The organism is Peribacillus sp. NPDC097197 (assembly GCF_050278025.1).
Taxonomy (GTDB): Bacteria; Bacillota; Bacilli; order Bacillales; family DSM-1321; genus Peribacillus.
Window position 1 is genome coordinate 35,583 of the sequence record NZ_JBNNST010000006.1, and the last position, 13,116, is coordinate 48,698.

Here is a 13,116-nt window from a genome sequence, read left to right on the forward strand (position 1 = left end):
GCTAGGAGGAGAGCGGATATGAAAAAAAGGGTGTTATCACTCGCTTTAATTCCGTTGCTTCTTTTTTACGCCATTCCTGTAGGAGCAGCTGAAAAAGAACAACGAACATGGAAGGATGAAATCGCATACTCATTGATGATAGACAGATTTTTTGATGGAAATCCTAAAAACAATGGGGATGCAGATGTATTGAATCCTTCAGCTTTTAATGGAGGAGATTTCGAAGGAGTCACGAACAAGTTAAATTACCTTAAAGATATGGGGTATACCGCTATCATCCTATCACCTATTTTTGCTAATGAAGATAATGGCTACCACGGGGAATGGGTGAAGGATTTTTATAAAACGGATGAACATTATGGTACGAAACAAGAATTCAAGAAGCTCGTGGATGAGGCCCATAGCCGTGAGATGAAAGTTATTGTTGATTTTCAGGTTAATCAGGTGGGGAAGAATCATTCTTGGCTAAACGAACCTGATAAAAAAGACTGGTTTCACGAAAAAAAGGACATTTCCAAGGATAGCAATCAGCAGAACATGGAAAACGGCTGGGTGAATGGCCTGCCGGACTTAAATCAAGATAACCAGGAAACTCGGGAATATTTGTTGGATGTTGCCAAGTCGTGGATTGCAGAAACGGATATTGATGGGTATCGACTAAATCAAGTTCAACACGTTCCAAAGGACTTTTGGAAGGAGTTTGTTGAAACAGTCAAGTCTGAAAAATCAAACTTCTATACAATTGGCGATGTCCAAGGCAATGAGGATTTGATAAAAGGATATGAGGAAACGGGAATCGATGCTTTCATGGATTACCCACAAAATGCTGAACTGAGAAAAGCATTCGCTGCACCGGATCAGGATCTGGCACCTGTTTTCAATGCTATCGGAACGAGCGGTACACAGGCTTTATTCATGGATACCCAGAATATGCCCCGTTTCACCAAGGATGCTGCCGATCATAATGAAAACCCTGGGGCAAGATGGAAAATGGCCTTATCCTATATGTATACCACTCCAGGTGTACCCATCGTGATGTATGGATCGGAAATCGCCCTTAATGGTGATGAAGCACCGACCAATCATCAATTGATGAATTTTAAGACAGAGCAAGAGCTAGTGGAGTATATCACCAAGCTTTCCGATCTTCGGGAGATGTACCCTGCATTATCAAAAGGGGATATGGAGCCTTTGTACCAAAAGGGCGGTACGGCGGTTTTTAAACGTGTGTATGGCGACGAAACAATGGTGGTGGCCATGAATAATACAACCAAAACGCAAACGATTAATCTCAGTGAAAAGGATCTTGATGAGAACAAAGAGTTGAGAGGTATGCTGAATGGAGATTTGGTTCGTAGTAAGGATAATGGCTACTCGATCGTAATCGACAGGGAGTCAACGGAAGTCTACACTCTTGCATCTAAATCGACCATCAATACTCCCTATTTGATCATTATCGGGTTGGTCCTTGTCATTTTTGCCATTTTCATTGCTTTGGTCATTAAACGTTCAAAAAGGAATCAAGTAAACTAACCATGTACCTCTCGATTTTTGGCTGCAAAACAATGTCCCTTGGCTTTGTGGAATACAGAAACGGGAGGCTACAGCATGAGCAAAACCTGGTGGAAAGAGGCTGTTTGTTATCAAGTTTACCCCCGCAGTTTCATGGATAGCAATGGAGATGGAGTGGGGGACTTAAGGGGATTGATCTCCAAACTGGATTACTTGCAGGAACTTGGGATCGATGTCATTTGGATTAGCCCGTTTTATAAGTCCCCCAACGCAGATAATGGATATGATATCAGTGATTACCAATCGGTTTCAGAAGAATTCGGCACGATGGAGGACCTGGAACAATTGCTGGACGATGTACACCGACGTGGCATGAGGGTGATTCTTGACTTGGTGCTTAACCACACTAGTGATGAGCATCCCTGGTTCGTGGAGTCGCGTTCTTCAAAGGATAACCCGAAACGAGACTGGTATATTTGGAGAGACGGCAAGGATGGTAGGGAACCTAACAATTGGGAAAGTATATTCTCAGGAAGTGCCTGGAAATTCGATGAAAGGTCGAAACAATTCTACTTACATTTATTCGCAGAGAAACAACCGGACTTAAACTGGGAATGTAAAGAAGTCCGGCAGGCTCTATACAGCATGGTGACATGGTGGTTGGATAAGGGCATCGATGGTTTCCGGATTGATGCCATCACCCATATTCACAAGCGTGAGGGGTTGCCGGATATGCCCAATCCGTATTGGCATCAATATGTCCCTGCGTTTGAGATGCATACCAATCAGGAAGGGATATTGGATTACCTTCAAGAGCTTAAGGAAGAAACTTTTGCGAAGTATGATATCATGACGGTTGGTGAAGCCAATGGCGTAAGGATTGAACAAGCGGATGATTGGGTCGGGGAAGAAAACGGTAAGTTCAATATGATTTTTCAATTCGAACATCTGGGCCTATGGAATCGGGGACATGATCATCATGTCGACGTCTATGAACTGAAAAGGACCATGACAAAATGGCAAAAGGGACTTCAGAATAAAGGCTGGAATGCTTTGTTTTTTGAAAACCATGACCAGCCGAGAAGTGTGTCCACTTGGGGAAATGATCATCAATATTGGTTGGAGAGTGCGAAAATGATTGGTGCATTGTACTTTTTTATGCAAGGGACACCATTCATTTATCAAGGGCAGGAAATTGGGATGACAAACGTACAATTCGACTCTATCGATGATTATGATGACATTGGCATGAAAAACTTTTATCATATTGAAACCTCCAAGGGACGTTCACATGATGAAATCATGCAGATCATTTGGCATAACGGTCGGGACAATTCACGTACACCCATGCAATGGAATGATACGGAGCATGGAGGGTTTACAGAAGGAACACCCTGGATGAAAGCAAATTCCAATTACCGTGCAATCAATGTGGAAGAGCAAAGGAATAATCCTTCATCCATCTACCATTTTTACAAAAAGATGATTAATCTCCGTAAGAAGTACCAGGTTTTAGTTTATGGAGAATATGATTTATTATGGGAAAATCATTGTGAACTTTATATTTATACAAGAAAAATGAATAGTGAATCAGTGAAAGTCATATGCAATTTCAGTACGAATCACCATTCCATCGATATATCTGATTGGGGGAATATGGAACTGTTACTGGGCAATTATGACAATGTGGAAGACGAATGTGAGATTCATTTGCGTCCTTACGAGGTGAGGGTCTACCATCATTAGTTGAAGCTATGTAGCCGTTGGTGCTACTGTAGTTAGTCGTCTGACTTCTGTCCTCTTCTCTAAACAAATCATACGTTTCAATGAAGGAGTTGATTTAAAATCAACTCTCTTTTTTATGATAAAAGTGAAGGCTGACTCTAAAAACTGATATTTTCTGAAAAAAATAGAAAATTTAAAAAAAGTAATGGATATAAGCATTGAGTTGAGTGTATGATAGATACATATAATTGTATATTTATTTAATATATTGGAAAAGTATTTATTGACTTTACACGAAGTTGTCCAAAAAGTCTGTAATACGATGAGGGGAGACGGGAAATGCATGGCTATTACGATTAAAGATGTAGCTCAACTGGCGAATGTAGCACCTTCAACAGTTTCTCGAGTGATTGCAAATAATCCTCGAATTAGCGAGAAAACGAAAGTGCGCGTGCGTAAAGCGATGGAGAAATTGGGATATCACCCAAATTTCATTGCCCGCAGCCTAGCAAACCAATCAACGAAAATTATAGGGTTGGTCTTACCAAGTTCATCGAATGTCATATATCAAAATCCATTTTTCTCAACAATCTTGCAAGGACTTAGCGAAGGGGCTCAGGAAAAACAATATTCGCTATTGCTAAGCACGGGAAAAACGGAGAATGAGATTTATGAAGGAATCGTGAATATGGTCCAGGGGGGGATGGTAGATGGTATCGTCCTGATGTATTCAAGGATGAATGATCATATCCTTACTTATTTGCGATCAAGGGATTTTCCATTTGTCATGATTGGAAAGCCGTACGATTTTATCGAGGAAATATCATATGTGGATAATGATAACGTCTTGGCGGCTGAACAGGCCTCAGATTATCTAATCCAATTGGGGCATGAAAGAATCGGTTTCATCGGTGGGGATATAAAGTCTGTGATGACACTCGATCGCCTATCTGGATACGAACGGGCATTAAAACGGGCTGGGATCGTTCCAAGAAGTGAATATACGATACTTGAGAACTTTGTACATAATGGGGAACTGGAAGTAGCAAATAGGTTGCTATCCATTAAGGAACCTCCGACCGCTTTAATCGTCAGTGATGACTTAATGGCACTTGGACTTGTCCATTCACTAAGGGAGATGGGCATACGCACTCCTGAAGAGATATCAATTGTCAGCTTTAATAACGTTCTTTTCACTGAAATGTCACTACCTGCCCTAACTTCTGTCGATATTAACATTTTTGATCTGGGTTATCAGGCAGCCAAATCGATCATCCAAAAGTTACAAAAGGGAGCAGAGCCGGGGGGAATCATCATACCCCATCAGTTTGTGGAAAGAAGTTCCTGCCGACCTTTAAAGCAAGAATCGTTGGTCATGAATTATTAAAGGGAAGAGCATTGTGTGTCACAATGCTCCTTTATGAATTTCCTGGTATTGAGGACGCTTTTGATTGAACGGAAACCGGTTCCAGTCTGTCCAAGTTATGTTTCTACAAGCACTTTATCAGGAAATGGATACTCTCTAAATCCTTCCTTAGAACGAAAAAAGCAACGGATCTCCTAAATGGAATCCGCTGCCCTGGATCTTACTTTATTAACCGTTTACCACTGAACCGCCATTGACATGGATGACTTGTCCACTGACGTAAGAGGAATCATCACTTGCTAGATATACATAGGCAGGTGCCAATTCCTCCGGCTGTCCTGCTCGGCCCATAGGTGTATTTTGTCCGAATTTGGCCACATCTTCTTCACCGAATGAAGCAGGAATAAGCGGTGTCCAGATAGGACCTGGCGCTACACCATTCACTCGAATGCCATCTTTTGAAATGGAATTCGAAAGAGCGCGTGTAAAGGCTAAAATGGCGCCTTTAGTTGATGAGTAATCGATTAGCTTTGGGTTACCCTGGTAGGCTGTGATTGAGGTTGTATTGATGATGCTGCTCCCTTTTTTCAAGTGCTTCAAGGCGGCTTTCGTTAAGTGGAACATGGAAAAGATATTAGTTCGGAATGTTTTTTCCAACTGCTCGGCTGATATGTCGAGAAGGCTTTCTTGCACATGCTGTTCGCCGGCATTGTTGACAAGGATATCCAACCCGCCGAATTCTTCAATTGTTTGCTTGACGATATCCTGACAAAACGTTTCATCACCGATATCCCCTGCAAGTAGCAAGCATTTTTGTCCTTCTTGTTCGATTAATTCCTTAGTTTTCTTTGCATCTTCGTGTTCATCCAAGTAGGCTACAACTACATTGGCTCCTTCTTTCGCATAATAGATGGCGACCGATTTACCAATGCCGCTATCTCCGCCGGTTACAATCGCTGTTTTTCCTTTTAATTTCCCACTACCTTTATATTCCGATTTTACAGACTCAGGATTCGGATCCATCTTCGTTTCTACTCCGGGTTGATGTTGTTGATGTTGTGGTGGAAACCCTTGTTTATTTTGGTTTGTCATGATTACCCCTCCTATATTTTATTGTATTTTTTATATTCCTTATTTTTGAATTGCTTAAACATAAGAGCAAGAATAGCATCTCACAACTCCTTGGAATCGATACATTGGTTTGAATAACAGGAAATGTGAAGGCGTTATGTGTGAGATATCCAGATAGGGTGTATGGGGAGGAATGGAGGGGGAAATAGGCATGGGGAAACGGGCACCTTGTGCCTTCAACTAAATGAAAAAAGCCCACCTATCAGGGTGGGCTTACTAGTTTAGCGGTAATTTAGGAATTGTACATCAATTGATAATTCAGCACCACGGATGGCAGAGATGATGCCTTGCAGGTCATCCCTGTTTTTTCCGGTAACGCGAATTTGGTCGTCCTGAATTTGACTTTTGACTTTTAACCCACTGTTTTTAATGATGGTGTTGATTTTCTTTGCTTGTTCTTTATCAATACCTTGAATGAGTTTAGCGCGTTGACGGACAGTACCGCCGGAAGCCCCTTCTATTTTCCCGTAATCGAGGTTTTTGACGGGAACCCCACGCTTTATAAGTTTACTGATTAAAACATCTTTTAATTGATCAAGTTTATACTCGTCATCAGAAACCAAAACGAGGTCTTCCTTATCGATGGAAATCGTACTTAAGCTGCCCTTGAAATCATAGCGCGTTTGTATTTCTTTCATTGCCATGGTTACAGCATTTGTCACTTCCGAAAAATCTACTTTGGATACTATATCGAATGAATTTTCCTTTGCCATTACTTACCTCCAGCAGGTTTTATTTCTTTTATTATAGAGAAGATAGGTAAGGAAGACAACCATTCATTCTGTTAAGCAAGTGGACTTTGTCAAGGGGATACAGGAAAAAACGGGGGATGTCCCCCGTTATTTATGATCTGTTTTTTTGGAGTAGGAATGTTTTCCCGCTTTAAGATTTTCCTGATAGGCCATGTTTTTTTCGGCGTTTCTCGCTTGGTTATCTTCGGGTCTTTTATTGTTATCTTTAGTGTGTGACATAATAAAAACTCCCTTCATAATCATGATCAATATGTATTGTTCGCAATTATAAGAGGGAGTATGCATATTTATGATTTCGCAGGGGTATCGTTTAAGAAGAAGATACCTACAGTACCAGGACCGGTATGTGCCCCGATTACTGAACCGATTGAATGGATCATGAAATTTGTCGTACCAAATTCATGTTGAATCACTTCTTTCCATTCCAATGCGGATTCTTCGTCATCGCCGTGAACAATACCAATTGTTTGAGTAGATAGATTTATGCCACGCTCATGCATTAATTCCATCGCTCTTTTCACTAATTTCTTTTTGCCGCGAATCTTCTCAAGAGGAACGAGTTTTCCATCCTCCACATTTAGTAGCGGTTTAATGTTTAATAACCCGCCAACAAGGGCAGATGTTTTGGATATACGTCCACCACGCGCCAAGTATTCAAGGTCACCTACCGTGAATAGGTGTTCCATGTGCTTGAGGAGGAAATTTATATGTGTTAAAATTTCTTCTTTAGAAGCTCCACTCTGAGCTAACTTGGCAGCTTGTTCAACGACCATGCCAATGCCTAATGATGCGCATTTCGAGTTAATGATCTCTATGTCCAAATCAGGGTATTCTTCCTTCACCTGGTTATGAATCATAACGGCTGTTTGGTACGTTCCGGATAGTTCAGAGGAAAAGGCAATATAAATGCCCTGTTTTTTTTCTTTGGCAAACTCCGTGAATATTTCCAAGAAATGTTCCGGAGAAACTTGTGAAGTTTTTGGAGCCTTACCATCAAGCATGGCTTGAAAAATCTCCTTAGAATTAATGGTAACGATGTCTTCATAATTTTGCCCATCCAAATGAACTTGTAGGGGGATCAATGTTACATTGTTTTCTTGATAGAAAGACAATGGCAAGTCACATGCACTATCCGCAAGAATCGTGATAGCCATAATACACCCGCTTTCTTTTTACATATTTTAGTAAATGTGAGTTTTACTCTATTTAGTTTAGCATGTAACGGTGAAATTTCAATCACTACGACTATAGAAAGAGAAAATAAGGGGAATTGGCCACTAAAAATAGAATATATTGGAGGTTTTTTGGTTGTATGGTAATGAAATAAAGAAAATTCTAATTGTCATAATTGGTGCATTACTGAATGCTGTTGCAATGAACTTTTTTCTGATTCCAGCAAATGTTTATGCAAGTGGATTCACAGGGGTAGCGCAGTTATTATCAAGTATTATTGGATCCTTTGCACCATTTAATGTATCGACTGGTATCTTACTCTTTCTATTGAATATTCCAGTCACTATTCTTGCATGGAGGAAGGTTGGGAAGTCCTTCACTTTTTATAGCTTCCTCAGTGTTATATTAATGAGTTTATTTATGGAAATCATCCCGCTAACACGATGGTCCCCAGACATTTTGTTGAATGCTGTGTTTGGTGGTGTGATCGCTGCGGTCGGAGTAGGGATTACATTGAAATTCGGGGCATCGACAGGTGGTATGGATATTATCGCCATGCTTTTATCACGCAAGAAGGACAAGCCTGTAGGAACTTACTTATTTCTTTTGAATGGAATCATCATCGTCACAGCCGGAGCGGTATATGGACCTGAAAAGGCCTTGTATACCCTCGTTACGCTTTATACTTCAACACGAGTGGTGGATGCTATACATACTCGCCATGAAAAGTTGACAGCCATGATCATAACGAAGCAAAGCGAGGAACTGAAGCAAGCCATCCATGCTAAATTGGTTCGCGGCATTACAAGGCTCCCTGCTAAAGGAGCTTTCACCAATGAAAGTAAGGAAATGTTAATGATCGTCATTACTCGGTATGAATTGTATGATTTGGAGAGGATTATTCAAGAAGTCGATCCCCATGCCTTCACCAACATTATTGAAACGTCGGGAATCGTTGGTACGTTCCGAAGGGAATGAACAGTAGGATTTTTACCATATTTTTCAATACTGTTACACTTCATTGACAAATGGATAAATATTGGTGTTTTACGTTTGAGGCTTATCCCAAACGGCTAATGTACTAGCGTATCGCCAATAAATCTTGTTGAAGGAGTGATGAACAATGGCTAAGAATGAAAAGATGAGTAGGGAAGAAGCTGGACGCAAAGGCGGGGAAGCCACTTCGAACAATCACGATAAGGACTTCTACCAAGAGATTGGACGCAAAGGCGGAGAAGCCACCTCAGATAATCACAACAAAGAGTTTTATCAGGAAATTGGTCAAAAGGGCGGAGAAGCCACATCCGATTCTCATGATAAAAGTTTTTATAAAGAAATCGGTAAAAAAGGCGGAACAACAGGAAATAACGGTTAAATAGAGAAAAGCCTCCAGGATCCTGGAGGCTTTTCCTTTTTACTTTAGATGGTTTTCCAACTTTTCCTGAAGTTCACGCAACTGTTCTTTTTCGGCATTATTCGTATTGGCATTAGCCGAAGAAAGAGCATTTTTGGCGATTTCTACAGTTTTTTGCTGGTCGCCACCAGGCTCAGAGTGGAGAGCTTCTTCAACAAAGTCCCGAGCGATCTGGAATAATTTGTTTCCCATTAGAAGCCACCATAGCTTTGTTCTGACATAATGCGTAATCTGTCTTTTTCAGCCTCTGCATACGTAGTGTGATAAGGGATTTTTTCAGCGTGTTTGGCAACACTTTCTTTGCCTTGCTGTACAAAACGTTTTGATTTTGTTCCCATTATTATCTCCTCCGAATCTGAGCTTTTTGACAACGATGTTTGATGTTGTCCCTAGTAGTGTGGCTCAATGAATGGAATTTATGAAGGAAATAAATGTGTTATTTCAGATTGAATTTTTCCTCAAGGAAAATGGCAATGCCGTCCTCCTCATTGGTCAAGGTGGTCGTGTTGGCTACGTTTTTCACTAATTCTATAGCATTACCCATGGCGACACCTGTTCCTGCATAGTCAAGCATTTCCAAGTCATTGTCCTCATCTCCGAATGCGATGATCCGGTCTTTTGGAATGTCCAGGTAATTGGATACACGCTGAAGCCCGACAGCCTTGCTTAATCCACTTTTTATGATTTCGATGATGTGAAAGGGCTCTGACCAACGTCGGTGATCAACCAATTCAGCATGGACATCCGATAGATGCTGCCGAATTTGCCCGACATATTCGCTATCTGTATGGATGAGCATCGAAGTAGGCGAATCGTTTAGGTAGTTCCGCAGGTCCCCGCTAGTCATTTTTGGATTCCCTACATTGAACATATTCATCAATTTTTCGTCATGATAATGGACATATAAATCATCCCTAACCTCTGCAATGATGTTATGATAGCTAAATTGGTCACAGGCCTCGACTATCTCTTTTGCAATCTTGATGTCGAGAGGTGAATGATACGTCCCCCAGCTTGTCTGCAAGGGATGGTGGACAAAGGCACCATTGAAATTGACGATAGGCGTTGTCAATCCCAACTCACGATAATAGAGTTCGCTTGAGCGGTAGGGACGGCCTGTCGCAATCATGACTTCATGTCCATCCTCTTTCAGTTTTAAAAGGGTCTGTTTAGTGCGGGGGGAAATGGATTTTTTATCAGTAAGTAATGTTCCATCAAGATCCAATACAATTAAATGCTTGTCATTCATCTATGGCACCTTCTGTTCTTTTTTGATTTTATTATAGGCGAATATTGTTAAGTTTAGTGTACTGAAATTGTAAATGTTTTTCATTCTTTATGCATTCTTGTATGATATTACTAAATGAAAGGGTTATAATAATCCCGAGATTATACGACTTACTTAAATAGGTTTTTTAATAAAATTTTGGTTGTTCCATTTAGGGACAATCAGCATTATAACATGAATGATTCGGAGGGGTCGAATTGGTTATCATCGAAAAAGAAGTAATAGGGCACATTCCCGTTTTACATGTTAGCGAACGGTCCATTTTCAATAAGGAACTGCCGCTAGTCATTTTTATACACGGATTTCAGAGTGCAAAGGAACACAATCTCCATTATGCGTATTTAATGGCTGAAAAGGGCTTTCGCGTGATTCTTCCCGATGTTGTCTACCATGGAGAGAGGGAAACGGGGGAAAGCGAATCCGAGTTGATGCCTCGTTTTTGGGAAATGGTATTACAGAGCATCAAAGAGTTGCCCCTACTTAAAGATGATTTACTTTCCCGTAAATTAATCGATCCTAAAAGGATTGGCATAGCCGGCAGCTCAATGGGTGGGATTGTGACCAATGGGGCGTTAGCGACTTATGATTGGTTATCGGCGGGCGTGAGCTTGATGGGGAACCCTTCATATGTTTCGTTTGCCGAGCTTCAAATAGGGGAAATGAAAAAAAGGGAGATTAGCTTTCCCCTATCGGAAGAGGAAATCACACAAGCGATTGCACAACTTAAACCATTTGACCTAAGCTTGAATCCCGACAGGCTCGCTAATCGGCCACTATTGTTTTGGCATGGAGCAAAAGATCATGTGGTTCCTTATCAATATGCATATCGCTTTTATGAAGAGGTTAAATCAAGTTATAATGAAGGGGATAATAGAATTAATTTCATTCTCGACAAGAAAGCATCTCATAAGGTAAGCAGAGAAGGTGTGCTTCAAACGGCGAACTGGTTTGAGAAACATTTATTGCCAACTATACAAAAAGCTTAATGGAACGCGAAAAATCTGTTATGATTCTAATATGTAGATAGTGTAAACCGTTTTAACTATCAGCACCCGGTATGAATGACGGGGATAATTGATTATAAAAGGAGTGATTAGGATGGATCAAGATACAAAAGACATTATTATGGGAGCTTTGGAACAGGTTATTGACCCGGAGCTTGGAATAGATATCGTCAATCTGGGCTTGGTATATGATGTGGATATGGACGAGGCAGGACTAACGACTGTGAAGATGACCTTGACGGCTATGGGCTGCCCATTAGCTGGTACAATCGTCGATCAAGTGAAATTGGTGCTTGAAGATATTCCGGAAGTGAAAGAAACGGACGTGCAAATTGTGTGGAGTCCACCATGGTCCAAGGACCGCATGTCCAGATATGCAAAAATCGCATTAGGCATAAAATAAATTCCATGTAAAAGAATGAATAGAGAGCCAGTCAAAAAACGGTGAATCCGCATTTTGTGGACCAGCTTTTTATTGGCTTGGCTTTTTCTAATACATGAGGGCTAGGAGTGGTTAATTGACCAGTCAAATAAAAGATTCTTTAGATAGGCCATTAAGAGATTTGAGAATTTCCGTCATCGATCGTTGCAACTTCCGTTGTCAATATTGTATGCCGGCTGAAATTTTTCATGAGAATTTCCAGTTCCTCCCGAAGAGCGAGCTTTTATCATATGAAGAAATTATAAGGATCTCTAAAATATTCGCAAACTTAGGTGTGAAGAAGTTAAGGTTGACGGGCGGGGAACCGCTGTTACGCAGAAATCTTACCACGCTTATTTCCGAACTTGTCTTGATTGAAGGAATAGAAGATATAGGGTTGACCACCAATGGCGTGTTCCTGAAGAAGCATGCGGCCGATTTAAAGGCAGCAGGTTTACAACGAGTGAACATCAGCCTAGACAGTCTGGATGACGAGTTGTTTAAAAAGATGAATGGCAGAAATATCGGGATAAAACCGGTTCTGGAAGGCATCGCCGCTGCTAAAAAGGCAGGACTTGGCGTCAAGGTCAATATGGTGGTGAAAAAAGAAACGAATGAATCTCAAATCCTGCCAATGGCTCGTTTTTGCAAACAGGAAGGCATTCAACTGCGATATATAGAATATATGGATGTTGGCCATACAAATGGTTGGCAACTAAAAAATGTGGTAACGAAAAAGGAACTGCTCGAGATGCTACAGCAAGAATTCGAATTGGAACCTGTGGAAGAAGATTACTTTGGGGAAGTTGCTAAGCGTTTCCGTTATAAAGGAACAACAACTGAAGTAGGATTCATCACGTCGGTTTCGGAATCATTCTGTTCAAGTTGCACGCGTGCACGTCTCTCTGCAAACGGTAGCATATATACTTGCTTATTTAATGGGAAAGGCCATGACTTGAAGTCATTGGTTCGTTCAGAGATGTCGGATGAAGAATTAACAGACCACATCATATCGATTTGGAATCATCGAGATGACCGTTATTCGGACGAGAGGGTAGCGGGCACTTTGAAAAAACAAGAAAAAATAGAAATGTCCTTTATTGGTGGTTGATTTTTAAAGGACAAGTTAAAAATACGGGATGGCAGATGCCATCCCGTATTTTTTTGTATGTGCATCGTTTGGTTAATGAATAAATTATACGGGTTTTATGCATGTATATGATGGAACAAGATATTAAATGGTCCCTGGATCAATACAATTGGATGGATACGGTCGATATCCCCGCAACCTTTTCATGTTGTAGGCATATAATTGCTGGTTGTCGGGGGA

At 40.9% G+C, this 13,116-nt stretch carries 15 protein-coding genes; 8 read left to right on the forward strand and 7 right to left on the reverse strand.

What is annotated here, in order from left to right; all coding sequences use genetic code 11:
* Nucleotides 1-18 precede the first annotated feature (18 nt).
* From ACQKL6_RS09660 to ACQKL6_RS09670, 3 genes are all read left to right on the forward strand, one after another.
* Complete coding sequence (locus ACQKL6_RS09660) at nt 19-1,533, forward strand: alpha-amylase family glycosyl hydrolase (RefSeq protein WP_402867756.1); 1,515 nt, start codon at nt 19-21, stop codon at nt 1,531-1,533.
* Nucleotides 1,534-1,608: 75 nt separating this feature from the next.
* Nucleotides 1,609-3,258, forward strand: a complete 1,650-nt coding sequence (locus ACQKL6_RS09665; protein ID WP_402867757.1) for a glycoside hydrolase family 13 protein — start codon at nt 1,609-1,611, stop codon at nt 3,256-3,258.
* Nucleotides 3,259-3,580: 322 nt separating this feature from the next.
* Nucleotides 3,581-4,624, forward strand: coding sequence for a LacI family DNA-binding transcriptional regulator (locus ACQKL6_RS09670; RefSeq protein ID WP_402867758.1), 1,044 nt, complete (start codon nt 3,581-3,583; stop codon nt 4,622-4,624).
* 207 nt (nt 4,625-4,831) lie between these two features.
* On the opposite strand, the gene ACQKL6_RS09675 is transcribed toward ACQKL6_RS09670, so the two are convergent.
* The 4 genes from ACQKL6_RS09675 to ACQKL6_RS09690 all read right to left on the reverse strand — a co-directional run bounded on the left by ACQKL6_RS09675 (nt 4,832) and on the right by ACQKL6_RS09690 (nt 7,640).
* Nucleotides 4,832-5,695 carry an SDR family oxidoreductase gene (locus ACQKL6_RS09675; protein ID WP_402867759.1) on the reverse strand — a complete coding sequence of 288 codons (864 nt, stop codon included), beginning with the start codon at nt 5,693-5,695 and terminating at the stop codon, nt 4,832-4,834.
* A gap of 260 nt (nt 5,696-5,955) precedes the next feature.
* The gene (locus ACQKL6_RS09680) at nt 5,956-6,447 is read right to left on the reverse strand and encodes a YajQ family cyclic di-GMP-binding protein (protein ID WP_402867760.1); all 492 of its coding nucleotides are present in this window, start codon (nt 6,445-6,447) and stop codon (nt 5,956-5,958) included.
* Nucleotides 6,448-6,573: 126 nt separating this feature from the next.
* Entirely contained in the window at nt 6,574-6,705 is a 132-nt protein-coding gene (locus ACQKL6_RS09685) for a DUF3941 domain-containing protein (protein ID WP_402955841.1), read from the reverse strand.
* 68 nt (nt 6,706-6,773) lie between these two features.
* The gene (locus tag ACQKL6_RS09690) at nt 6,774-7,640 is read right to left on the reverse strand and encodes a DegV family protein (protein WP_402867762.1); all 867 of its coding nucleotides are present in this window, start codon (nt 7,638-7,640) and stop codon (nt 6,774-6,776) included.
* Nucleotides 7,641-7,794: 154 nt separating this feature from the next.
* Between ACQKL6_RS09690 and ACQKL6_RS09695 the strand changes: the two genes are divergently transcribed.
* Both ACQKL6_RS09695 and ACQKL6_RS09700 read left to right on the forward strand, forming a co-directional pair.
* The gene (locus ACQKL6_RS09695; protein WP_402867763.1) at nt 7,795-8,637 is read left to right on the forward strand and encodes a YitT family protein; all 843 of its coding nucleotides are present in this window, start codon (nt 7,795-7,797) and stop codon (nt 8,635-8,637) included.
* A gap of 145 nt (nt 8,638-8,782) precedes the next feature.
* A complete protein-coding gene (locus tag ACQKL6_RS09700; protein WP_402867764.1) occupies nt 8,783-9,034 on the forward strand; it encodes a KGG domain-containing protein in 252 nt (83 codons plus the stop codon).
* A gap of 39 nt (nt 9,035-9,073) precedes the next feature.
* Here the strand turns inward: ACQKL6_RS09700 and ACQKL6_RS09705 are convergent, their stop codons facing one another.
* The 3 genes from ACQKL6_RS09705 to ACQKL6_RS09715 form a co-directional block, all read right to left on the reverse strand.
* Complete coding sequence (locus tag ACQKL6_RS09705; RefSeq protein ID WP_402867765.1) at nt 9,074-9,265, reverse strand: DUF3813 domain-containing protein; 192 nt, start codon at nt 9,263-9,265, stop codon at nt 9,074-9,076.
* On the reverse strand, nt 9,265-9,411 hold the full coding sequence (locus ACQKL6_RS09710) for a hypothetical protein (protein WP_402867766.1): 147 nt from the start codon (nt 9,409-9,411) through the stop codon (nt 9,265-9,267). Before ACQKL6_RS09710 ends, ACQKL6_RS09705 begins: the two co-directional genes overlap by 1 nt.
* A 98-nt stretch (nt 9,412-9,509) precedes the next feature.
* The gene (locus ACQKL6_RS09715) at nt 9,510-10,322 is read right to left on the reverse strand and encodes a Cof-type HAD-IIB family hydrolase (protein ID WP_402867767.1); all 813 of its coding nucleotides are present in this window, start codon (nt 10,320-10,322) and stop codon (nt 9,510-9,512) included.
* 236 nt (nt 10,323-10,558) lie between these two features.
* Between ACQKL6_RS09715 and ACQKL6_RS09720 the strand changes: the two genes are divergently transcribed.
* The 3 genes from ACQKL6_RS09720 (at nt 10,559) to moaA (ending at nt 12,897) form a co-directional block, all read left to right on the forward strand.
* Nucleotides 10,559-11,347: a prolyl oligopeptidase family serine peptidase gene (locus ACQKL6_RS09720; RefSeq protein WP_402867768.1), complete on the forward strand. Its 789-nt coding sequence runs from the start codon at nt 10,559-10,561 to the stop codon at nt 11,345-11,347.
* 112 nt (nt 11,348-11,459) lie between these two features.
* Nucleotides 11,460-11,768, forward strand: a complete 309-nt coding sequence (locus tag ACQKL6_RS09725) for a metal-sulfur cluster assembly factor (RefSeq protein WP_402867769.1) — start codon at nt 11,460-11,462, stop codon at nt 11,766-11,768.
* Nucleotides 11,769-11,883: 115 nt separating this feature from the next.
* Nucleotides 11,884-12,897, forward strand: coding sequence for a GTP 3',8-cyclase MoaA (gene moaA / locus ACQKL6_RS09730; RefSeq protein WP_402867770.1), 1,014 nt, complete (start codon nt 11,884-11,886; stop codon nt 12,895-12,897).
* The last annotated feature ends 219 nt before the right edge of the window (nt 12,898-13,116 follow it).

Excerpts from the sequence above, each read along its gene's own strand:
- ACQKL6_RS09660 (WP_402867756.1), top strand. The coding sequence starts at position 19 with ATGAAAAAAAGGGTGTTATCACTCGCTTTAATTCCGTTGCTTCTTTTT.
- ACQKL6_RS09665 (WP_402867757.1), top strand. The coding sequence starts at position 1,609 with ATGAGCAAAACCTGGTGGAAAGAGGCTGTTTGTTATCAAGTTTACCCC.
- ACQKL6_RS09670 (WP_402867758.1), top strand. The coding sequence starts at position 3,581 with ATGGCTATTACGATTAAAGATGTAGCTCAACTGGCGAATGTAGCACCT.
- ACQKL6_RS09675 (WP_402867759.1), bottom strand. The coding sequence starts at position 5,695 with ATGACAAACCAAAATAAACAAGGGTTTCCACCACAACATCAACAACAT.
- ACQKL6_RS09680 (WP_402867760.1), bottom strand. The coding sequence starts at position 6,447 with ATGGCAAAGGAAAATTCATTCGATATAGTATCCAAAGTAGATTTTTCG.
- ACQKL6_RS09685 (WP_402955841.1), bottom strand. The coding sequence starts at position 6,705 with ATGTCACACACTAAAGATAACAATAAAAGACCCGAAGATAACCAAGCG.
- ACQKL6_RS09690 (WP_402867762.1), bottom strand. The coding sequence starts at position 7,640 with ATGGCTATCACGATTCTTGCGGATAGTGCATGTGACTTGCCATTGTCT.
- ACQKL6_RS09700 (WP_402867764.1), top strand. The coding sequence starts at position 8,783 with ATGGCTAAGAATGAAAAGATGAGTAGGGAAGAAGCTGGACGCAAAGGC.
- ACQKL6_RS09705 (WP_402867765.1), bottom strand. The coding sequence starts at position 9,265 with ATGGGAAACAAATTATTCCAGATCGCTCGGGACTTTGTTGAAGAAGCT.
- ACQKL6_RS09710 (WP_402867766.1), bottom strand. The coding sequence starts at position 9,411 with ATGGGAACAAAATCAAAACGTTTTGTACAGCAAGGCAAAGAAAGTGTT.
- ACQKL6_RS09715 (WP_402867767.1), bottom strand. The coding sequence starts at position 10,322 with ATGAATGACAAGCATTTAATTGTATTGGATCTTGATGGAACATTACTT.
- ACQKL6_RS09725 (WP_402867769.1), top strand. The coding sequence starts at position 11,460 with ATGGATCAAGATACAAAAGACATTATTATGGGAGCTTTGGAACAGGTT.